This window comes from Sporosarcina gallistercoris, assembly GCF_050459885.1.
Lineage (GTDB): Bacteria > Bacillota > Bacilli > Bacillales_A > Planococcaceae > Sporosarcina > Sporosarcina gallistercoris_A.
On sequence record NZ_JBCMNO010000006.1, the window covers coordinates 167,184 to 190,865 of the forward strand.

Annotated in this window: 17 protein-coding genes; 12 read left to right on the plus strand and 5 right to left on the minus strand. The window is 45.1% G+C overall.

Annotated elements, in window-relative coordinates:
* Positions 1-116 precede the first annotated feature (116 nt).
* The 4 genes from ABE021_RS04740 to ABE021_RS04755 form a co-directional block, all read right to left on the minus strand.
* Positions 117-1,130, minus strand: a complete 1,014-nt coding sequence (locus tag ABE021_RS04740) for a YsnF/AvaK domain-containing protein (protein WP_430287143.1) — start codon at positions 1,128-1,130, stop codon at positions 117-119.
* A gap of 494 nt (positions 1,131-1,624) precedes the next feature.
* Positions 1,625-2,536 carry a methyl-accepting chemotaxis protein gene (locus ABE021_RS04745; RefSeq protein WP_430287144.1) on the minus strand — a complete coding sequence of 304 codons (912 nt, stop codon included), beginning with the start codon at positions 2,534-2,536 and terminating at the stop codon, positions 1,625-1,627.
* A gap of 311 nt (positions 2,537-2,847) precedes the next feature.
* A complete protein-coding gene (locus ABE021_RS04750) occupies positions 2,848-3,630 on the minus strand; it encodes a general stress protein (RefSeq protein WP_430287145.1) in 783 nt (260 codons plus the stop codon).
* A gap of 225 nt (positions 3,631-3,855) precedes the next feature.
* Positions 3,856-5,085, minus strand: a complete 1,230-nt coding sequence (locus tag ABE021_RS04755; protein WP_430287146.1) for a polysaccharide deacetylase family protein — start codon at positions 5,083-5,085, stop codon at positions 3,856-3,858.
* 204 nt (positions 5,086-5,289) lie between these two features.
* Here ABE021_RS04755 and ABE021_RS04760 point away from each other — a divergent pair, with 204 nt between their 5' ends.
* The 6 genes from ABE021_RS04760 (at position 5,290) to ABE021_RS04785 (ending at position 12,918) form a co-directional block, all read left to right on the plus strand.
* Positions 5,290-6,729, plus strand: a complete 1,440-nt coding sequence (locus ABE021_RS04760; RefSeq protein WP_430287147.1) for a carbon starvation CstA family protein — start codon at positions 5,290-5,292, stop codon at positions 6,727-6,729.
* Between the two features lie 326 nt (positions 6,730-7,055).
* Positions 7,056-8,456 (plus strand): MBOAT family O-acyltransferase, encoded by a 1,401-nt coding sequence (locus ABE021_RS04765; RefSeq protein ID WP_430287148.1) that lies wholly within the window; start codon positions 7,056-7,058, stop codon positions 8,454-8,456.
* Positions 8,457-8,469: 13 nt separating this feature from the next.
* Positions 8,470-9,531: a hypothetical protein gene (locus ABE021_RS04770; protein ID WP_430287149.1), complete on the plus strand. Its 1,062-nt coding sequence runs from the start codon at positions 8,470-8,472 to the stop codon at positions 9,529-9,531.
* Positions 9,532-9,658: 127 nt separating this feature from the next.
* Positions 9,659-11,062 (plus strand): GGDEF domain-containing protein, encoded by a 1,404-nt coding sequence (locus ABE021_RS04775; protein ID WP_430287150.1) that lies wholly within the window; start codon positions 9,659-9,661, stop codon positions 11,060-11,062.
* Between the two features lie 252 nt (positions 11,063-11,314).
* The gene (locus tag ABE021_RS04780; RefSeq protein WP_430287151.1) at positions 11,315-12,121 is read left to right on the plus strand and encodes an SDR family NAD(P)-dependent oxidoreductase; all 807 of its coding nucleotides are present in this window, start codon (positions 11,315-11,317) and stop codon (positions 12,119-12,121) included.
* Positions 12,122-12,288: 167 nt separating this feature from the next.
* Positions 12,289-12,918 carry a class D sortase gene (locus tag ABE021_RS04785; protein WP_430287152.1) on the plus strand — a complete coding sequence of 210 codons (630 nt, stop codon included), beginning with the start codon at positions 12,289-12,291 and terminating at the stop codon, positions 12,916-12,918.
* A gap of 46 nt (positions 12,919-12,964) precedes the next feature.
* On the opposite strand, the gene ABE021_RS04790 is transcribed toward ABE021_RS04785, so the two are convergent.
* On the minus strand, positions 12,965-14,389 hold the full coding sequence (locus ABE021_RS04790) for a trypsin-like peptidase domain-containing protein (protein WP_430287153.1): 1,425 nt from the start codon (positions 14,387-14,389) through the stop codon (positions 12,965-12,967).
* 231 nt (positions 14,390-14,620) lie between these two features.
* Between ABE021_RS04790 and ABE021_RS04795 the strand changes: the two genes are divergently transcribed.
* The 6 genes from ABE021_RS04795 to ABE021_RS04820 all read left to right on the plus strand — a co-directional run bounded on the left by ABE021_RS04795 (position 14,621) and on the right by ABE021_RS04820 (position 23,232).
* Complete coding sequence (locus ABE021_RS04795; RefSeq protein WP_430287154.1) at positions 14,621-15,937, plus strand: hypothetical protein; 1,317 nt, start codon at positions 14,621-14,623, stop codon at positions 15,935-15,937.
* 25 nt (positions 15,938-15,962) lie between these two features.
* Positions 15,963-18,332: a hypothetical protein gene (locus ABE021_RS04800; RefSeq protein WP_430287155.1), complete on the plus strand. Its 2,370-nt coding sequence runs from the start codon at positions 15,963-15,965 to the stop codon at positions 18,330-18,332.
* Positions 18,333-18,566: 234 nt separating this feature from the next.
* Positions 18,567-19,646: an S-layer homology domain-containing protein gene (locus ABE021_RS04805; RefSeq protein WP_430287156.1), complete on the plus strand. Its 1,080-nt coding sequence runs from the start codon at positions 18,567-18,569 to the stop codon at positions 19,644-19,646.
* Positions 19,647-19,684: 38 nt separating this feature from the next.
* Positions 19,685-20,758, plus strand: coding sequence for an S-layer homology domain-containing protein (locus ABE021_RS04810; RefSeq protein ID WP_430287157.1), 1,074 nt, complete (start codon positions 19,685-19,687; stop codon positions 20,756-20,758).
* A gap of 233 nt (positions 20,759-20,991) precedes the next feature.
* The gene (locus ABE021_RS04815) at positions 20,992-22,071 is read left to right on the plus strand and encodes an S-layer homology domain-containing protein (RefSeq protein ID WP_430287158.1); all 1,080 of its coding nucleotides are present in this window, start codon (positions 20,992-20,994) and stop codon (positions 22,069-22,071) included.
* A gap of 93 nt (positions 22,072-22,164) precedes the next feature.
* Complete coding sequence (locus ABE021_RS04820) at positions 22,165-23,232, plus strand: S-layer homology domain-containing protein (protein WP_430287160.1); 1,068 nt, start codon at positions 22,165-22,167, stop codon at positions 23,230-23,232.
* Positions 23,233-23,682 lie beyond the last annotated feature (450 nt).

Consider the following 23,682-nt stretch of genomic DNA (forward strand, 5'->3'; position numbering starts at 1 on the left):
GGCCTCCTACAAGGAAGCGTTTTCTTCAGTTTATCATAGTGAAGGCAGAACTTGGTTATCGAAGAGAACCAAATAACCCCCTTGCTTGAATTGCAAGCAAGGGGGGAGGGGGAGCATTAGAATTTGTCTGTGCGGCGGTTTCGATCCGTATCGGAAAGGTTGCCTTGTAACGTTACATCATTCGTTTCGCCGTCACGATTCACTTCAACTTCTTCACGTTTCACGGTTTCATCAACATGCTCGGTACCTGTCACCCTCTTTTTGTTGATGACAATTTCTTCAGTGACAACCGGTTTTTTCGTCACTTCCACTTTTTCTTCAGTGACAGGGACGCGAATTGTCTCGTCGCCGAACGCATCTGTCGTGCGGAAGTCCTCTTCGACTGTCTGGCCGAACTCCCCATTTACAGGACGGCGTTCGATTGTGATTTCTTCATGTTCAACAGGGATATCCACAGTTTTACGATCTTCCACTACATTTTTATCGACAGTGACTTCCCCTTTTTTGACTTGTTGTTTGTCCACACTGAGACGTTCTTCGTGAACTTTCATCGTTTCCGGTACTTCTTCGATGCTGCGGTTGAACTTACCTCCACTTCGGACGCTGTCAGTAGTCACCGTCTTTTGCTGCGCGTCTGCGGTATGGTCAAAGTTGCCATGCAGCGAACCAGACGTACGGTCGGCTTCTAATCCGCCAGTCGTCCCAAGAGGTTCCGTATAGGTATCTTTCTCGAGAGTTGCAGCGCTTGCTGTATCGGCTGAAGAATATCTTGCGCTATTATCGCGTCGATACGTATCCACTTCACCTTCATCCACGTAGAGCAAAATGGCACCGTTATTAATTTCTCTTGTATATCGTTCTTTTTCAGCTTCACTCAATCCTGTATCGCTCAATAGATTGTGAATATGGTCTTCTCCTGATAGGAAGTTCATGAACTTATCCATCCAAGAACCTTCAGTTGTTTTCACTTCAGCGTCTGTGCGGCTGCGAAGCATGTGGAGGTCTGAGTCATTCTTAGTGATTACATAAATATTATCATCTGAAACTCCAGTAGCTTTTAACTCCTGGACCTTTGCAATTACTTCTGTTTCTGTCTGGAATGTACCAACAAATCTTTTATCGTTATTCATAATCTAAGTTCCTCCTCGTTTTTTATGTGTAAATCGGATATGTTATGTTGCGGTGTTAGAGTTTAAATACCCGGGCATTGACGGGAGGAAACCTATTTAAGCTTTAAAACAATGAATGTCATCATCTTGTAATCTATTCGTCATACTAACTGGAGAATGTTACTTGGATAAGAGTTTTCCGTAATCTCCGTTATATAAAAACAAAACAACCTTCAAAAATATACAGACAGGAGGGATCTGTTTTGAGATGAAGGATTTGACGTAATTCAATGTTTACTCATGGTCTGGAGGGAAGAGTTGAAAACATCGACAATTGGTTCAAACGATGTCATAACAAAACACTACGATCTCCATTAGGAAAGGGAAGGGCGTGATCAGCTGCATATCATCCCAAAATGAATCAAACGAGAAAAGGTGTTGTACATGTCCTCATTTGTCCTGGAAAGCGAAAAGGAGCATTCCGCGTATAAGAATAGCGGCAGCTCCTTTTCACTTTAAACAATGTTTGCGACTTCTTGCGACTGGCTTTCCAACTCAGCAGCAGAGGAGGCAAGATGGAAAAACACATCCATCGCAACTTCCACTTCTTTTTTACATTCTTCGATATTGGCTTGTGCCCGCTCCGTGCCTGAAGCAATGAGGGAGACTTCTTTCGTGATCGCTTCGATTCCGTCACGCACTTCCACTATAGAAGCTTCTACATTGGAAGATAGTTTTCGGACTTCTTTAGCTACAACGTCGAATCCGCGCCCATGCTCACCCGCACGCGCCGCTTCAATGGCGGCGTTCAATGCAAGCAAATTCGTTTGTGAAGCAATCGCACGGATTGTTTTGACAATGCCTTGAATGTTTTCGGAATGCTTCTGGAGAGTTTCCAGGATATTAGTGTTATCGCTGGAGACTTCAGCTAATTCGCCGATCCGCTTCAGTAATTCTTCGTTACGATTTCTTCCTTCGTCTGCCTGTTCAGTGAGTGACTGCGCCATTCGGTTCAGGTCTGCAACGACCTTCAATGAAGTATCTTGCCGTTTCGTTACATCTGTTGCAACTTTCGTGATACCGAGAACAGTCCGCTTATCATCACTAAAGACAGGCATATATGTCGCTTCGAGCCAAACCGTCGATCCGTCTTTGGCTTTTCGCTTGATTTTTCCGGAAGAAGCGCGTCCTTTCTGCAAGTCTTTCCACATGATTCCGTAAGCGGAGCTGTTGACGAATTCCGGAAAACATAGTCTTTCATGAGACATACCAATCATTTCTTCGGGGCGGTATCCAACGGCGGATGCAAAGTTCCGGTTCACATAGGCAACACGTTTATCAAGACCGAAACGGATGATGGCAAGGTTTTCTTCTAAAGCGCTTACAACGAGCTGATCAGTTACAGATTGGGATGTTGATACGTTCAATACGTTTCCTCCTAGGACTTCTGTAGTTAATTTGTTTTCATTATACACGATGTGAATCATTTGTCCTAACTGAATGGATTATTCAACCAATACTATTTAAAATGATTGGTTGAACTGATTGGTTATAACTACGAATGAACAAAAATTACGTGGTGTGATTCTATTTAGGGACGACGAAAGCGATTTGGAGGAACTTTTGGCATGTCGTTAGCAGCGGTCCCAACTCTTCTAGTTACCTGAATTAAGATCCAGGTAAATAAAAAAACAGAGGCTAGTTTTGAGCCTCTGTTTACGCGGAATCGATAGAGTGGTTAAAAGCCCCGTTTGTCCAAAGGATCCTTAGGGAAACCATCGTGCACCGGTCTATTCTCTCGGTGTTCCTTACGGGTGGTAAGTGATTCTTTTTCAAGTTCTTCGCCGATTCTGGAACCTTCGTTTACCTCGTCTTGAAATACTTGCCGACGCTGTTCTTGTTCCGGATCCCTTCCAAGGTCACCGGCAAAGTCAGTCGTTTCCAACCCGTTCGTTATGGAATCGTCAGCTGCTGCACTGAATTCAGAGCGCTCAATGGGCCGCTCATTTACTGGAGTTACCTTGTCTTCTGTATAGCGTGGTATCGTATCGCCAAATGCCGGTTGTTCAGGCGTTCGCGTCACGCCGCCGCCCGGGGGTTCGACCCATGTATTAGCTCCGAGATTCGGATCCCCCACATTCTCTCCTATGCCGAAATGTGTACCGGCCTCTTGGTGCTGTCCGGGCATGTCGCTCGATTCATCCACGTACAGCAGCATACTGCCATTGTTGACATCTTGGTAAAACCCGGCTTTTTCATCTTCACTGAAACCGAGATTATCCATCATACTTCGGACACGGTCTTCTCCGGTCATGAAATCCATGAATTTGTCCAACCACGATTCGTGAGTCGTTTGAATTTCTGCCTCGGTACGGCTTTGGAGCATTTTTACATCATTTTCACTTTTAGCGATAACGAAAATCTGATGATCTACATATCCTTCCGCTTTCAACTCTACAACTTTAGCCAGCAGTTCCGGCTCCGTATGAAACATCCCGATGAATCGTTTGCCTTCTTCCATTGGTAACGCCTCCTGTTTGAGTGTTTGCTAGTATCCAATTGATTCGTTGTTAGTGTTTGAATACCCGGCCGACAACAGTGGAAAACCTATTCACTCTCCAAATAAGCAAACGTCATCCATTTGTAACGCATTCACTATGTCTACATCATGAACCAGATGAACGGGAGTAAATGAAGAAAAACAGACGCCGGAGGTTAAAAGCACCTCCGACATCTGTTCAGGGATTTAGTATGAACCCAATAATTTCTTTTCAAAGTCTTTCAACGAATGGTTCGGTGCGATCCCTTGGCGTTTTAGTTCGTACCGATTGTCACCGAGCTTGACATTTCCCGGATTCGTTGTGAATGCCATTCGAATACCCGCAGCTGAAATTGCTTTTTTGCTCGTCTCATTGAATTGACCGAACGGGTAAGCCAGGTATCGAATATTGGGATCTGCCATGTCAAAAGCTTTCGACACTTGGCGACGACCGAGATGGATATCGGCTGTGATTTCTTCAGCAGTTGAAGTCGTCAAGTAAGGTTCACGTGTAGCCGGTCTACGGAGATGCAGACCGTGCGTATGGTGTTGGAACGAAAAGACATCGACGGTTTCCCGGATCTCTTTCAGTCCTACGTATTGGAACGCTTGATCATCCCAAGGTTGAGCCTGTTGCTTAATGCGCGACGTAATGAGAAATGAAGTGGCGGTGAAGCCGTTTTCCGCTAACGCAGGATAGGCATACTTTTGCAGTGATAACAGACCATCGTCGAAAGTGATCAATACGGTTTTATCCGTCAGATTTTTCCGCAGTGCCAGCCAGTTATCCAAATCTTCCGGGGCAATCGTTTTCCAGCCATTCTTTTTTAAATAGGCCATTTGCTGTTTGAATGGAGCCAGGTCAATTACCATATTATTGTTAGCGAAAGGTGTATGTGCACGGTTCTCTACAATATGATGATACATGAGAACAGGGATACCAGGGTCCGCGGACACGAGCGTTTTAGGAACGAACCCCCTTACGCCGCCGAGGTTCACTTGGACATGGGTTTTTGTTTCTGCCAGTACAGGGAGACGTTGCCCCGGGTTGATGTACCCTACACGAAATCCTCCACGCAGTGCACTTGACACGGAAATACGACTTTGCGTTATGACGGTTTTGCGTCCCTTTGGCAAAGGATTTCCCTTCAATGGTGCTGCAGGCTGAACAAGTTGGATAGGCACTGCCAATTTGTCGTTCCCGAATGATAGATATCCATATTTTGCATCTTGCGCGACCATCTCGTAAGGTACGCCTTTCATGAAAGTGGCTGCGCCAACCAGCTGATTTCCTTCAAATACATATCCACCTGTAGCTTTAGTTAATGTGACGGTCGAACTTTGAGCAGCGGCCTGAGCGCCCGATTGGGACAGGATGACAAAGGAAACGGCTAACAGACCAATCCATAGAATAGACCAGCATCTTTTCTTGAACACAAGCAACATTCCTTTTCTATTGTAATGAAACAGTTCGAATTGCTAAGTCAATTATATCATATTGGATACATAAAATTGGATGGAATTAGAAAAAATATTAAAAAAACCAACCATTTGATGCACTTTCCTGAATTAGGAGTTGAATATAAAATCTGAACATTTATAATAGTTAAAACGAAAGAGATTTTTTAAGGGGGAATAGCAGTGCTGACGTTTATAACATCCATCGTTTTGTTATTTGCAGGATATTTCACGTATTCCAAAGTCGTGGAAAAAATATTTGTTGTGGATGATCATCGGAAAACTCCAGCTTATACAAAAACAGACGGCATGGATTATGTGCCTATGAGCTGGTGGAGAGGCTGGCTCATTCAACTTTTGAACATTGCAGGGCTTGGTCCGATTTTTGGTGCGATTGCGGGTGCTCTCTATGGCCCAGTAGCATTTATCTGGATCGTCTTAGGAAGTATATTTGCTGGGGGAGTGCACGATTATTTTTCGGGAATGCTATCTCTGAAACATGGAGGGGCGCAATTCCCTAAATTAGTCGGCGAATATTTGGGCAGTGCCATTAGGAAAGTGACAAGTGTCATGTCGATCATTTTGATGGTGCTAGTGGCAGCCGCATTTACAGCAGGACCCGCACAACTCATCGCTTCGATAACCCCAATCACGTTTACAATGGCACTCGTATTTGTATTCGGGTACTTCATATTGGCAGCGATTCTTCCTATCAACAAAATCATTGGGCGTATTTATCCGGTTTTCGGGGCGATCTTGATTATCATGGCTGTAGCCATCGCTGGTGCATTGTTATTTGGAACCGCTAAAATCCCCAACTTGACTTTTTCGAATTTGCATCCTGGCGAACTTCCGATTTGGCCACTTCTGATGGTGACCATTTCATGCGGAGCGATATCAGGTTTCCATTCAACGCAAAGTCCGATTGTTTCCCGGACGATGAAGAAAGAAACAGAAGGACGCAAAATTTTCTATGGAGCAATGATTGGTGAAGGTGTAATCGCCTTGATATGGGCAGCTGCAGGAATGACGTTTTTCGGTGGTACAGGCGGGCTGCAAAGTGCTTTAGCTGCAGGAGGACCTGCGGGTGCTGTGAATGAGATATCGGGTACCCTGTTAGGAACTTTTGGCGGAATTTTAGCGATTCTAGGTGTCATTATCCTGCCGATTACTACAGGGGACACAGCGTTACGTTCTGCGCGTATGATGCTGACTGAATCCGCTTCTTCATGGATCAATCCCGATAAGCGATGGGTCGTACTTCTTGCAACTTTGCTTCTGGGCATACCTATGTTCTACTTGTCGATGATCGACTATTCATTTTTATGGCGTTATGTTGGCGGAACCAACCAATTGGTCGCTGCAATCATGTTATGGACTGCAACGTCCTATCTTATACGGGAAAGACGGGCGCATTATATTGCAGGGATTCCAGCCTTGTTCATGAGTGGCGTTGTCGCAACTTATTGGCTGTACGCTCCCGAAGGGTTACAGTTAAGTTATGGCCTGTCCGTCGCAATCGGTCTGACTGTTGTCTGTATGCTCGCGGTCTTTTATGGTTTCAAGGTTTTCCAATCCCGTAAAGAAGTCGTGAAACAGGCCATACCCAAAACCACCTATTGAAGAAAATGCTCAATAGGCATTTTTTTCAGACTGTAGACAAACTCCAGAAATCATGGGGGGTGCCTACAGTCTTTTTCTTTTACAATTGAATTAACAATGAAAAGTTGATTTCCGCCCGGAACGGAGATCAACGGCTCTTGCCCCTCGCAAATTTACCCGGACAACACCAAAAGGGTTGGAAATCATAGCGATTCCCAACCCTTTTGTCTACAGTCTGGAAGAGGATGCTCACTACGCATCTTCTTTTTCTTTGTTCCAGACGATACAGCACGTATGGTATACTTCTTGACAGATTAAACTAACTAAATTTGTATGTGGGGTATCCTATGATCTTTAACTCGTTTGAATTTATATTCTTATTTTTGCCAATCGTTTGGATTGTATTTTTCCTTGTCGGGAAAATTGCACCTCCAATCGCCAAAACATGGCTTTTGCTCGCTTCTTTGTTTTTCTATGCGTATTGGAATCCGTCCTATTTACCGCTCATTGTCGGTTCCATGATCGTCAACTACATCATTGGTGTATTTCTAGGGAAGAACAAGTGGGTGTCAATGCGGAAAGGCATTCTGACATTGGGGATCTTGTTCAATGTCAGCTTATTAGGTTATTTTAAATATCGCGATTTCTTCGCAGAGAATGTAAATAGTGTCTTTGGGACTGAAATCCCTCTGATCACTGTGATTCTCCCTTTGGCAATCAGTTTTTATACGTTCCAGCAAATTGCGTATCTCGTCGACTCATACCGTCTGGAAACGAACGAATATAACTTCTTGAACTATGGGCTATTCGTTTCTTTTTTCCCGCAGTTAATTGCGGGTCCTATCGTGCATCATGGAGACATGATGCCACAGTTCAGTGATCGGAAAACGTATCGCATCAACTATGAAAACATGGCCAAAGGCCTTGTCATTTTTTCAATCGGTCTATTTAAAAAAGTGGCGATTGCCGATACATTTGCAGGATTTGCAAATAGCGGATATGGATCCGTTGAGACGCTGACAATGATCAGCGGATGGTTTACATCGCTCGCCTATACGCTTCAGCTGTATTTCGATTTCAGCGGCTATTCCGATATGGCGATCGGTCTCGCGTTATTTTTCAATATCCGATTGCCTATCAACTTCAATTCGCCTTATAAGGCGCTTGACATACAAGACTTCTGGCGTCGCTGGCACATTACATTATCCGGTTTTTTGACGAAGTATATTTATATTCCACTGGGGGGAAGCCGTAAAGGGATCCCGCAAACTTACATAAATATCTTTATCATCTTCCTCATCAGTGGATTTTGGCATGGAGCAGGATGGACATTCGTCATTTGGGGCGTCCTCCATGGATTGGCGAGTGTCATCGCACGAATCTGGAAACGTTCAGGCGGGAAATTACCTAAACTTTTGGCATGGGGAATCACGTTCCTGTTCGTCCATTTAGCGTTTGTCGTGTTCCGTGCTCCCGATATGACGGTTGCCATGACGGTTTACAAAGCCATGTTCGGTTTGGAAGGAGTCCAGATAGTGGGGCTTAGCACGATGTTCAATGAAAATATTGTGTATCTGGCTGGTTATCTGCTTATAGGATTGGCGATTGCCTTCTTTGCTAAAAACTCAGTTCAAATCATGGAAACACAGAAGCGGACACCGCTCATGATGATATTTGTTGTGATGCTGCTGTATTACAGTTCCATGCAACTTCAACGTGTCAGCGAATTCCTATACTTTAACTTTTAAGGCGGTGAGTCAATTGACAGATAAGAAATTCGCGAAAACTGCTCTGGCAGTTTTTCTGACGTTGGCCGCCGCAACGGCCGGTGTCAACTACTGGATAGACCCGCTTTGGCATTATGGACATGCCAACGCATTCAATTCGATTCAAAAAGTCACAAATGAGCGGGAACAGAAAATTGCTATGCTCCACTACGGTCCGCATGATTACAATACACTGTTGATCGGAAGCAGCCGTTCCACCTATATCCATCCGACTGCATTTGAAAAGTGGGACGTATTTAACTTCTCCGTAGCCAATCTTTCTATACGTGAAGTGCATAGCTTCATGAGTTACAGCCAGTCGCAGCTGCCTGATTTGGAAAGGTATTTAATCGGGGTGGATTTTTTCAAGTCAAGTGAAAAAGAAGCCGGTGTGCCTCGTGCGCTAACGAATTATAAGAAGAAAATAGAACAGCCATTCTACAGGACGAAAAACCTGTTGTCCCTTGATTCTTTGGATATCTCCATTCAGAACTTCACGAAATCAGTGACCGGAACAGTAGATGAAGATCGTCTATACAACCGGGAAGGAGAAGCGTTCGCTAACCGACTGACGAAGGAAGAAGTGGAAGAAAGTACAAGCTTGAAAATCGAACGATTCGAAGAGGAATTCTACGGAAGTAACTATACCTACTATAAGGACTATCCGATGATCCTCCAGAAAATCAAAGACGCAGCAGGGACCGATGAGCTGATCGTCTATACGACACCCATTTCAACGGATTTATTTGTTGCTCTGGTTGACTCGGGTCTCTTGGATGATTACGAACATTGGATTCGGGATCTTGTCACCGTGTATGGAGGAGTCTGGAACTTCATGTACCCGAACGAAATTACGAATGATATTATGAATTACATTGACGGACATCATTTCTATCCTGAAATCGGAACGTTACTTGCAAAGAAGATCCAACACCCGAATTCAGCGGAAATCCCTGAAGACTTTGGGATATATGTCACAGCGGACAACGTAGAGGAACATCTAAAAGAAGTCCGCCGATTAGCTAAACAAGCAAGGTTGGAAAGTAAAAATAAGTAAATAGTATCATTTTGTAAAGTTTTTTCTGACAAAAAAGGTGAGTCTATAGTTACCTATGCACGTTTCGTTCACTAGTCCCTTGGGTATAGGTGGAGGAGTGAATAGAACAGTATAGGAGAACGTGATCATGAGCGAATACATCCAGAACGTACAAAAGTCCATTCAGTCCTTGCGAAATCATGGCAAATATGACGAAATGATAGAAGCGTGCTACGAGCTATTACAATTCGCAACAAATCTTGAAAATCCTAAATTGCAGATGGAAGCCTACGCGAATTTCGCACTCGGTTTTTATAAAATCGGTGACATCAAAGACGCATTTTCATATATTGAAAAGCATGCGATGCTGTGTGAAACCTATGGCGATCAAGAGGATGAAATGGATTCCAATCACATTTTTTTCTTGCTGTTTGAGTATACTGGGAACTTGGCGAAGGCGAAGCAAGTACTCGAGAATAGCATCACCCTTGCTGCTAAACTTGAAAAACATGATATTGTCAGCGAGAACTGCAGTGAACTGAGTACGGTGTTAAGCCGGATGGGGAACTATGAGGAAGCGTTGATAGTAGGTAGAAAAGGGGCAAGTGTTGCTGCTCAGCATGAACCGTATTGTCCGTTTTTACTTGTGAAAGCGATTCTGGCTGTTGCACAGGCACAGTTAGGAAAGTCTGATCTTGAAGCAGTGGACTCACTTCTTCAGACAGTTATCCGCGATCGCGTATTGCAAGACTACGCTAAAGAGAAAACAAAATGCTATTGGCTGCTTGCCCATCTTCAAAGGCTGCAGGAGAATCCGAAAGAAGCATTAGTAAGTTTGGCGATAGCGCTGGAGAGTGCTCAGGATGCAAATAATTTCAAACAGCAGAAAGAGATCCAAGAAGTTCAAATCGAATTGTACCGTGAGCTGAAGGACTTTGAAAAAGGATTTGAAGTTCAACAACAGCACATCCAGCTGCTTAAAGAAATACATCGTCAGGATAGTGAAAATACAGCGATGAAGCTGGAAATGAACGTGAAATTGCAAGAACTTGAACGGCAGGCCAACACCGACTTTTTAACTAAGGTCTTGAGCAGAAGAGCGTTGGAAGAAACAGCGGATCTCTGGTTGGGTCAAGCGGCAGTATCGGAAGAGAATATCGTGTGCATAGCTTTTGATATTGACAATCTGAAGACGATAAATGACACGTATGGACATCCTTTTGGCGATCAAATCATTCGCCGTATCGCACAGGAATGCAACGACCTGCTACGCCGCAGTGATATCACGGGAAGAGTCGGCGGAGATGAGTTCGTTTCGATGCTGAGGGGAATCTCGATAGAAGATGGCCGGAAAAAGGCGCAGCAAATGCTGGACGCGGTCTCTCAATTATCTATTGAATATGCCGGCGAGAAGATTCCGCTTACATTGAGTATCGGTGTCGCTGAAAATAAGCATGGCAGTATAGAAGAATATAACAAGCTTTACCACAATGCGGATATTGCTTTGTACCGCGCAAAAAACAATGGGAAAAATCAGTTGTGCATAGTCTGATTCAAGACATGTCAACGGATTTCGGACTAAATGGATGCGAAGTTTTATGTGGCGATAGAAAAAATTCCGGATTTCAATTGTGAACAAATCAGCTCATAAAAACTTCTTGATTTAGATGGGAAACTGACACAGGAAAAGAGAGCGAAACAGTAACACCGAAACTATTTTTATGTTAAAGTATTCATCGTTGATTACTACTAACGGGGTTACAGTCATCCATGATTGCATACCACATAAAAGGAGTTTTTATAAATGGGTAGAGTGGAACAGAAAGTTGCATTGGTTACAGGCGGCGCTTCAGGAATCGGTCTTGCTTCTGCACAATTACTTGCCAAAGAAGGCGCAAAAGTGGTGATCGGTGATTTCAATATTGAAGGCGCAAAAGTGGCTGCTGAGGAAATCAAAGCTAACGGCGGCGAAGCTTCAGCAATCTTTTTAGACGCTTCCAACGAAGAATCCATAAAGGAAGCTGTCGAATTCACTGTGGATACGTATGGTTCAATTTCAATTATGTTCAACAACGTCGGGTTAACGAATCTTCAAAAGGATTTGGATGTTGTCAATATCGATCTGGATGAGTGGGATCGCTTGATGAATGTCAATTTGAAGAGTGTCTTGCTAGGTGCTCGTTTTGCCATTCCTCATATGCAAAAAGCAGGTGGCGGTTCTATCATCAACACAGCTTCAACTGCTGCAGTAGCTGGAGATGCAATCCGTTCGGCTTATGGCGCTTCAAAAACGGCCGTAACTGGTTTGACTCGCTACATTGCAACTCAATATGGTAAAGATAATATCCGTTGTAACGCGATTGCGCCAGGACTGATCTTGACGCCAGCTGCTAAAAACAATTTGCCTGATGAGGTACGTGAAATCTTTATGAAGTACAATGCACTTCCTTACCACGGTGAACCCGAAGATATCGGAAACACAGTTGTGTTCTTGGCATCGGATGACTCGAAATTCATGACAGGCCAATTGCTTGTTGTGGACGGAGGTCACTACATGACGAGCCCGACGATTTCTGATGTCAATGCGTATGCAGCGAGTCTGCAAAAATAAGAGGAACGCTGCGAGCTCCCGCGTCACCAATTCAGTTTGGTAGCGTGGGGGTTTTGCATTTCATGCAGGCTCTTCGAGGACTCCGGGACAAAGATCAATTGGTTGGGAATGACGGATTCGGGGAATGTTTCTATAATGAGTCTGTTAAGTGAAGAGGAGGGGGACAAATGAAGAAGGCAGGTCGCTGGATTGGGAATTTCCTGCTGCTGGCAGGAGTCTGTCTGCTCGTCTGGCAGTTTGCAGGAACGAAACGAACGGAAAATATCCGTGATCAGCAGCTCGATGCCTTCGCTAATTTGAAAGCGGAAGTACAGACAGAACCGATGAAAAATGAGGGCTCGCCGAAGCAAATTCAAGAACCTGCAGCGGCAAAAAAAGTGCGGAAAAAAGAGCTCGGTGACCTGGTCGGCATATTGAAAATCCCTCAAATCGAAATCCAAGCGCCAGTTTCTTATGGAGCAACACCCGAAATTTTGGATAGTGGGTTCGGAGCGATTCCAAGTGCATATGAACCGGGCGACCAAGATGGGAGTTACGCGATTGCCGGCCATCAGTCGCACGTGTTCGGACAATTTTTCAACCGATTGGATGAGCTCCAGGAAGGCAGCCGATTCGACTTCGAGACAATAGAGGAAACGCAAACGTATGAAGTCTATGAGACGCGGATCGTGCTTCCTGAAGAAGTGGATGCCATTGCGGAGGAGCCGGGTATCGCAAAACTGTCCCTCGTTACTTGCTATCCTCATAACAGCAATAAGCATCGGTTGATCGTCATGGCAAAACGTATAGATAAATGAAGCCGAAACAAAAAGCAGATGGAGCGTGCATCTGCTTTTTTCACTGTCAATTATCGACTACATGACTGATTTGGTAGAACCCTTCAGCGTCTGAGACGATAGTATAGGTCTTTGTCTTATCGATAACGTTTTCTTCACCATCACTACCCGTTACGGAATAGGAAAGATCCATCGTTACAAAAGCTTTGTCACTGTCGATCGTGATCGCAGTGATGTCATTTGAGAAAAACTGATAGGTCCTTCCATCTGCAGCGACTTCCTGGATGAATTTTTGGAACTCTGCTGTGCTCGGAGCTCCTGGCAGTAAGTAACCCGAAAGAAACGTATAATCCCCAGCCTGTATGGACAATTCATATTCTGCCCGGAAAGACATCATGAACTCACGAAGGTCCTCTTCGTAAAAACCTTCTTCATAGAATCCGTCTTCTTCGTAGGATTCAACCTCTTCATATTCCTCTCCAGAATCGTATCCGATACCATCATCCTGCTGATAGAAATTGGTGTACTCATCATCGTAAGCAACATCACTTTCATAGTCCGTGCTGGCGGTGTAACTGTCGTAGACGCCAAACAATGAAGCGACAGCGGTTTCACTCATTGGCGAGGATATCCAGCCGTCCACGAGACCGGTTACGCTGTGCATCGGTATGGAGAAACCGAATAGATTGTTCTCTTTGTACAGCAGTGAGTTGATCCCGATCACTTTTCCGGTTTTCGCATCCAATAATGGCCCGCCGCTGCTGCCTCTGTCGATTTGTGCATCTATTTGATAGATCTTTTCATAGACAAACCCGAGTTCCATATCACGGTTCAAACCGGTCAAATATCCAACAGACGCCGAGTTCTCAAATCCTTGCGGGCTTCCGAGCGCAATGACTTCCGTACCGATGGGTGTCTCCTGGCTCTCCGTTGGAAGTGGAGGCAGGGTGTTGTATCCTTCTGCTCGTATCAACGCCACATCATACCGATCTGAAATGCCAATGACTTTTCCAGCTGCGTCTTTCCCGTCGGAGTTTCGCACGACGACATCAGTGAAACCTGCAACGACGTGTGCATTCGTTACGATGAGACCACCTTTCTTATAAAGGAAGCCTGATCCAAGACCATCACGCGTGAATATAGTGAATACACGCGGCAGCGATTCTTTGATGACTTCCGTCTTCTCTTTATCGGGTTTCACGTTTTTTGTCTGAATTTGTTGGGGAGTGATCGGTTTCAACGGCTTTTCTTTTTCGACCGCTACTTCCTTAATCCGCGGAGACGTTTCATCATTTGACAGATGAAAGAGTTTTCCATAATTCCAATCTACGGTATATCCGATTCCGGCAATTGAGCCGATTAACACAAGCAATGAACTGAGAGCGACTGGCAGCATCCAACCCCTTGTTTTTTTCAGTTTCAATAACTTTCCGCAATTTGAGCAGAACTTCGCTTCTTTTTCGTTTTGTGTTCCGCAATGATGACAATACATGAATAATCCTCCTGACATATGAAAATATTGTTAATTATATAGTATCATAGGTTTAGTTTGTATGGACTACTAAAATGGGTTTTATACAAAATGAATAGTAGTTAAATATAATGAGGAATACAAAAAACAAAAACAATACTGTGAGTCAAAATTCTTTTTACTGTATGAAACTGCGTAAGGCTACATTTTTGTTGAAATGTAATGGAATTGAAAGGTTTAGGAAATATCTGGATGGGTAAGAGCGGTAATATGGGATTCTCACTATTGAAAATCCTTTACATAGAAGACAAAGGAGGTGAATACGTGCGCAACTTCATAGTAGTCTTATGTACTAGTTTTTTTCTGATTGTATTACCAACTACAGTTCATGCAAACGAAAGCCCCGAGACTCAAAAGGAAGAAAAAGCGAAAAGAGGGCTTGTTGGAGGATTATTGCAACAAGTGAAGGGCACTGTGGACAAAACGGTGAAAACTACAGGGGATCTTGTAGAAGAAACGGTGAAATTCACTGGCGATACTGTTGAACGGACAGTGAACCTGACAACAGAAACCGTCAACACTGTCACGGATCCGAAACAGAAAAGGCCAGTGAAAGCAGTTGTTGAAAACACGACGAACTTCGTTGGGGAAACTGTGGAGAAGTCAGTTCCGGTTGTCGAGCAAACGACGAAAACAGTGCAAACTGTTACGAACGAAACTGTAAAAGTGACAAAACCGCTTCCTAAAGTACCTGTCGTCACGCCTGTTGTCGATAAAACAACGGAGACTGTTGAAAAGGTGACGGAGCAAGTGAAGCATACAGTAGATAATACGGTAGGAACTGTCACGGAAACTGTGTCGAAACCTCTCAAAAAAGAACCGGAGAAAGGGACCCCCCCGTCGGCAGAAGTGAAGCCTGTCGAGGAAGCGGGTCATGATCAAGAGCCATCTCCGACACTTCCAGCAGAAAAACCGAATCAGCAGGTCGTGACCGGGAAGCCGAGCCAAGGCCAATCCTCTTTGCCAGGAGTGAACGAACCTGAAACGGAACTGCCTTCGGAAGAGAAACGTCCAGAGGCTAAACCGGATGTGGATCGTCAAAGGGAATCTGTTGTACATGAAAGTGGAAAAGGCGATTCATCCGATTCCCTGGAAGTCAAAGTAAGTCATGTAACTGAAAGACCCGATTCCCAATCACTACAGAATGCAAAAGCGATGGAGGACCAGTTTTCAATGGAGCGCAATGCCGAGCAAACAAAGCCGTCTTCAACAGACAGCAAGACGTTGAAGACCATTTCAAGCCAAGCCACCCCTTTGGAACCTTCCAACAGCAGCACATTGATGTCTGATGTCCCACTGATTACGGGATCCTCTTCGATAAGTGTGTCGGCCCCGTCGACCTCAAGCGGAATTAGCGGACTTGGTGCAGTACTCGCAGATGATTGGCTCTTGAACGCAGAAATCGTCAGACAGAAATGGGTTTTGGAGGATCTTTTAGGAATGCTTCAATGCAGTCACGCACCACCAGGACAACCACCCCAGTCCACTCCTTTTTTATACGTTATCTAAAAACGATAAAAAAGGAGAGAGATATATGAAAACGAATTGGATGATAACTGTTGGAATGACGGCTTTTGCTGGTGCTGTACTCGTAGCTATGCCTGTTACTGGTTTTGCAGACGAAGGTGAACTGAACAAGGAGCAACAGGAAGAGAAGACCACTGTCCTGGATATTCAGCTGGAGAATCTTCCAATTGTAGGAGACGTTTCGGTACAGTTGCCGAAGCAATCCGAGTCAGAGGAGAAAGCGCTTGCGAATGTCCAAGTGAAAGACGGACTTGTGGAGGATCTGCAAGTGGATGTGGCTCCTGTCTCCAAGACGAAAAATGAGGAAGCGGATTCTGAAACGGCTACAGTAGCTACTGTGAAAGTAGACACCGCATTGACGGAATCGGTTCAAGCAGACATAGTTTCAAAGAATACCAGCAAGGACGACCCAAGCAGTGAGTCAAGTGCAGCGGTTGTAACTATTGAAGCAGAAAAGTTGCCTGTTGCTGGCCAGACAACTGCCCATGTTGTCTCAAAGAAAGTCAGTCAAGAAAACAACGTGACAACAGTCGACAAAGGAGTGGTCCAAGCGGATCTAACAGAATCTGAATTACTTGGGAATACTCATGCAGGTGTTGCAGAAAACCAAGTGAAAACGGATGCTGATGGATCTAAGCAGGTGGACCAGTCGTTAGTCGAAGTGACTGTTGACGACGCACCAATTCTAGAAGATACACATGTGGGTGTTGTGGATAACCATACAGCGGTTGCTGAAGATGGTTCATTCACGAAAGACGAAGCCGTGGTCGACGCAACAATCGGTGAAGCACTCGGTGGTGTGTTGGAAGAGACGCACGTCGGCGTGTTGGATAACCATGTAGCGGTAGAAGAAGATGGTTTATTCACAAAAGACGGAGGCGTAGTCGATGCAACGATCGGCGAAGCACTCGGAGGCGTGTTGGAAGACACGCACGTCGGCGTATTGGATAACCATGTAGCGGTAGAAGAAGATGGTTCCTTCACGAAAGACGGAGGCGTGGTTGACGCGACAATCGGCGGAGCCCTCGGAGGCGCGTTGGAAGACACGGATGTCGGCGTATTGAATAACCATGTAGCGGTAGAAGAAGATGGTTCATTCACGAAAGATGAAGGTGTGGTTGACGCGACAATCGGCGAAGCTCTCGGAGGCGTGTTGGAAGAGACGCACGTCGGAGTATTGGATAACCATACAGCAGTAGAAGAAAATGGTTTATTCACAAAAGACGGAGGCGTAGTCGATGCAACGATCGGCGAAGCACTCGGAGGCGTGTTGGAAGACACGCATGTCGGCGTATTGGATAACCATGTAGCGGTAGAAGAAGATGGTTCATTCACGAAAGACGGAGGCCTAGTTGACGCGACAATCGGCGAAGCACTCGGAGGCGCGTTGGAAGAGACGCACGTCGGCGTATTGGATAACCATGTAGCGGTAGAAGAAGATGGTTCATTCATGAAAGACGGAGGCGTAGTTGACGTCATCCTCGATGATTTATTAGGTCTGGGCGGACTGCACCTAGGGGTACTCGATAATCATATGGATCAAGCAGACGAGGAGACCGAGCGTTCAAACGGATTGTTGCAGTTGACGCTATTGGACAAATTGCTTGGAGATACAGCTATCAAACTGTTAGCGAATAAAGAGCAGACTACAGAAGACGGTACTTACCAAAAACAAGGAGTCGGCATGATCACACTCGACTTGCCGTTGCTCGGAGCACTCGATCTTGACTTGCTCACTCGTGAAACATTCGTAGCCGCAGCGGTCGAATCGCCTGAAGCAGAAACGGAAGTACCTACTCTTGGCGATGGAGATTCAGGTACTACGCCAGACGATGATACAGTAATTCCGATGGTTCCGGTTGTACCGAGCGTTCCAGTTATTCCAGTCGTACCACTTTTTCCAGCTGTACCGACCGTTCCGGCAGTACCCGATAATCCGGATGACGGCGACGGAATGCCTGAAGAAGGGACAGCCGACCCTGATAATGGGGGGAGCGAGTCTGAAGACGGTACAACAACTCCTGATGGCACCGAAGACGGTACTGTTGGTGAAACACCTGATACAGACTCCGGCCAAGAGGATGGAACGCTTCCGCAAGAAAATGGATCCGCAACCATCCCTGGAAATTCGTCTGATGGCAATGGTTCAGTTAACGGCATGTCCAACGGCAACGGAACAGACGAAGACAGTTCCATGACAGGGAATCCGACAATTGCACAATCTGGAATCGGATTTAATTGGGAGGGGTCGACTTCTAATCCGATGATGACAAAGCTGCCTCAAACGGGTGGATTGCTGGATGGAACGGGCATGCTGCTGATCAGCGTTCTTACTTTGCTCACAGGAGCATTTCTTCGTAAGTGGGCAATACACTAAGCGTATCGGCTCCATTGCTGATTAAAAACTAGTAATCATTACAGCGCTTCATTGCATAGACTGACAAGGCGCCATTCGATCCGGACGCGGAAAGGGTGGCGCTTTAGTATGCCATTTGACATAGACATCTAGTAATCTAGTGGATAATTACTAACAAATTCCTGGAATCCATAGAATGATTGGAAATGAAATGGTATACTGAATTTACCAAATATGAATACTAGGGGAGTTCAAATGAAACGTTTTTTTGCAATGATCACCATGCTGACACTAACACTCGTTCTTGCTGTACAGCCTGCAGCCGCCGCCGCTAAGTTCCCGGATGTAACAACATCAAATCGGTTCCACGATGAAATTCAATTTTTAGTGGATAAAAAGATAATCAGCGGCTATTCAAATGGCAGCTTCCAGCCGAAGCGTAATGTGACACGCGGGGAGGCAGCGATCATGATAGGTAGAACGCTTGTATTAGATGGAACTCAACGTAATACGAAATTCAAGGATGTGCCGAAAACCTATGGAGCAAGCGGCTATATTGCTGCTGCCACAGAGAAGGGAATCATCGGAGGCTATCCGGATGGTACATTCCAGCCGAACAAATCGATTTCCCGTGGAGATATGGCAATCATCCACTCTCGTGGGTTTGACTTGCAACTAGGCAGTAAAAGGGATTTCAAAGATGTCGGACCTAACATGAAAGCTTCCCAAGCCATCAATCACATGGCGGGCAACTACATTACAACTGGTTATCCGGACGGAACATTCCGCCCGAATGAACTTGTAACGCGCGAACAATTTGCAGCATTCGTCGCACGCGGTCTTAGCCCGGAATTCAAACAGCGTACTCAAATGAAAGACGGTTACGCCTACGACCTCACGAAAACCTATGTGTATGGCCAATCTGACGGAGATCTGCATGTGACTTATAAAAAAGTGAGTACTAAGTTTGCACAAGTACCATTCACAGGCTTCCTTTGGGAGTTCAAACATTCAGGGACTGGTAAAATAACGTATCTGGCACAGGATGAATCAGAAAGAGGACTCATGCTGGTATATCCTATATCGAGTGGGGTATTGGAACTCGCTTATCCAGTTAAGATCAATTCAACATGGCAGACTGGCTATGATATGGAAGACAGAAAGACCATTACAGGAGTCAACAAAACGGTTAAAACCGCTTATAAAACATTCACGAATGCAGTCGAAGTGACGGACAATGATGGGATGAAAAATTATTTCGTCAAAGGCATCGGATCAGTGAAAGTTATCGCGAAATCAGGTGAAACAATCTCTGAATTGAAATCTATCCAATAAGCCATTGCATATGCAGTCCAATAAAAGGAGGAATAAGGATGAAGAAATTCACAGCGATTATAGCAGCAGGAGCGCTATCACTAGTCTTGGGGGCACAACCCGCAGCAGCTGCAAGTTTCCCGGATGTTCCAAAATCGAACCGATTCCACGATGAAGTCAACTATCTAGTGGACCAAAAAATCATCAGCGGCTATTCAAATGGCAACTTTCAGCCAAAACGCAATGTGACCCGCGGAGAAGCGGCTATCATGATTGGTCGCATGCTGAAACTGGATGGGGCTAAACGGGAAACGAAGTTTAAAGACGTTTCGAAGAATTATGGTGCTAGCGGCTATATTGCAGCAGCAACAGACAAAGGGATAATTGGTGGCTATCCAGATGGAACGTTCCGTCCAAGCCAGAGCATTTCGCGTGGGGATATGGCGATTATTCTAGACCGCACATGGGGCTTGGAATTCGGAAGTGTAAGAGAGTTTAAAGATGTAGGACCTAATATGAAAGCTAGTGATGCAATATATAATATTGCTGGCGAATATATCACAACTGGGTATAGTGATGGTACGTTCCGACCGAAGGGCACTGTCACTCGGGAGCAATTTTCCGCTTTCCTAGCGAGAGGCATGAGTCCGATCTATAAACAGCGTGTGGTGGGGAATAACGGATATTCCCTTAACATGACAAAACAATATACGTTTAGCACGCCTGAGGGGGATCACCAGCTCGTCTTCCAACAAGGGATTCAACATGATTTAGCTCCAGATTACAAAGGCTTTGCTTGGAAAGATACCAATCTGAAGACAGGCAAAGTGGACTATTCGTTGCAAGAAGAAACTTCGGAGGAATTGATAACCGGTTATCCATTCTCTGAATACTACACTGACTTGAAGTTTCCTCTTAAAGCTGGTGTTCCATGGTTAAACGGCGAGGGTGAAGGGACAGCTAAGATTTCCCACATGTCTAAAACTGTGAAAACGCCTTATAAGACATTTACAAATGCGGTGGAAACGACTTCTCAAACGGGTTACAAAGCCTATTATGTAAAAGGTGTGGGCAGCGTTAAGACAATAGACCCGGCAGGAAAAGTAGTACGTGAATTGAAATCTGTGAAGTGATGAATAGAGTCGGCCTTGAGCTGACGCTTTTTTTCACTTTGTCGATCGGACTCGCTTGCTATGATTTAATTATATAAAACAGAAGTGGGGAGTCTATCACTCCACTTCGTACATGCAGGTTCACTCTACGGATCTATATGACATATAATCGTAATACTTTGTGGGAAAAAATTCTTGCTTTTTATTTGTAATAGTTTGCTATAATAAAGCTATCCAGAAAGAGGAGTGTGTGTATGAAGAAGTTATTGATGACAGTTGCAATTTTAGTAGGTTCTCTAGTAGTATCCTTGCAGCCCGCTGCGGCGGCAGTAAGTTTTCCTGATGTACCAGCGTCAAACCGGTTTCATGATGAAATCCGATTTTTAGTGGAGCAAAAAATAATCAGTGGTTACCCGGATGGGAGTTTCCAGCCGAAACGGAATGTAACCCGTGGTGAGGCCGCGATCATGATTGGCCGCGCGCTTGAATTGGATGGCACGCAGCGCGATACGAAATTCAAAGATGTCTCTAAAAATTCCGGAGCAAGCGGCTATATTGCATCAGCAGCAGCGAAAGGGATCATTGGCGGTTACCCGGATGGCACGTTCCGTCCAGACCAACAAATTATCCGTGGAGATATGGCAATCATTTTAAGCCGTGTATTCGGATTGGAGTTCGGAAGCATCCGTGAGTTCAATGATGTCGGGATGAACATGAAAGCAAGTGAAGCGATTTATAATATTGCAGGCGAGTACATTACAACGGGATATGAAGACAATTCGTTCCGCCCCAATGGAAAAGTCACTCGTGAGCAATTTTCCGCCTTCCTCTCAAGAGGGATGAGCCCTGAATTCAAGCAGCGCGCTGTGGGAAATGAAGGCTATGCGTTGAATATGACGAAGCGCTATGTGTATGCAACCCCTACTGGAGATGTGGAGGCAGTATTCCAAAAAGGTCTTAAAGGCTTTGACGCTCCCAACTATGCAGGATTTGCATGGAAGCATACGAACTTGAAAACAGGAGAAGTCATTTACTTCTTCCAGGAAGAAACAGCGGATGAACTTGTTACGTTATTCCCATTCTCGGATGGCGCTGTAGACTTGCTCTATCCGATTGAAGTCGGCGCAGGCTGGTATATCGATGAAGAAGAAACGCTCGTAGATGAGATTACTAGTGTAACGGCAACTGTGGAAACACCATTTAAAACATTCACGAATGCAGTTGAAGTCACTTCTGATCTTGGATACATCTCTTACTACGTCAAAGGTGTCGGGCACGTGAAGACGCTTGACGAAAATGGCGATGTAGTAACTGAATTGAAATCGATGGAATAACCTTAAAACGCTAGCATGAAGCTAGCGTTTTTTCTATTCCCCTGCTTTTAGTTTGCTATACTGGACATAACCATTAATTGAAGGAGTGAGTACATGAAACGAATAATGACGATGCTAGCTGTCCTGATTTGCACCCTTGTGTTGACTGCACAACCTGCCGCTGCCGCTGTCAGTTTCCCGGATGTTCCGAAATCGAGCCGGTTCCATGATGAAATCCAATACCTGGTTTCAAAAAAAGTCATCTCAGGCTATACAGATGGCACCTTTGCGCCTAAAAAAGAAGTCACTCGCGCAGAAGCAGCAATTTTCATCGGACGTTTACTGAAGTTGGATGGTACAAAGCGTGTGACCAAATTCAAAGACGTCGGGAAGAATTCATCTGCAAGTGGTTACATTGCATCCGCTGTGAAAGAAGGCATTATCAATGGGTATCCGGACGGAACTTTTAAACCGGACGCGTTGATATCCCGCGGGGACATGGCGGCAATCGTGGACCGTACGTTCGACTTGCAGTTCACTTCCCAATTTCTGTTTAGCGACGTCGGTCCCAATATGAGAGCTGCAATCTCCATCCGCAAAATTTCAGCAGCATCGATTACCGCAGGATACCCGGACGGAACGTTCAAGCCGACGGGCAATGTATCCCGTGAACAATTTTCAGCATTCCTGGCGCGCGGACTTTCTGCTGATTTCAAGCAGCGTTCCGCGATTGCAGACACGTTTGCTCATGACAAAACGAAGCAATACACATATGGAGGAGCTGCCGGAGACCGCCTTCTCACTTATGTGAACAGTACTCTTGAAATCTCAGGGAGTAAACTAGGATTCGTTTGGCAAGAGAAAGACTTGAAAACAGGCGAGAGCCAATACTTCATCGAGGATGAAAGTTACCAAGGTTTTGCAACAGGCCTCCTGAAATCCGATTACTACACGGAGCTGTTATATCCAATCGAAACGGGCAAGTCATGGAGCTATTACCAGGAGAAAAGTACGTACACTGCAGTGCATAAAACGGTGGTCACCCCATACAAAACTTTCGCAAACGCAGTCGAAGTGTCCACTTCCACCGGCTACAAAAATTATTATGTAAAAGGTGTAGGACTCGTTAAAGTTGTGGATAAAAACGGGGATACCGTGTCCGTACTGAAGGGGATTAAGTGAGTTGGGCTAGCTGAATGCTCATAAATGGCACAAAGTGATCCTCACCACAGGTCTTACGCATGTATAGGGAAGCTCGATTAATGAATTGAAATATGGAGTAATCGTTCAGAATTTGCTTTACGTTGCAGCCGGACGCTTCCGAGGGGCTCGATTTCAGCCTCCTCGTCGGGGTCTTCGAAAACAGGTGCTCCTAACGCTTCGCTTTTACTCGCAAAAGCCGTTCTTTGTTACGGCTTTCGCTGTTCCCTCAGGAGTCGCCGGCTTTCACTCCAAGCGAAGGCTACTTCTATGCATAAAGAGTACACATGTCGAGAGATACGAACAATCTTGGCTACTCACCAGTTATGGGGAAGAACCATAAATCTTTGAAAGTGATCATAACTCTGCGATAGCGCTTATAACTCGCTGAAAGTGATCATAACCCTGTGGAAACGCTCATAACTCGCTGAA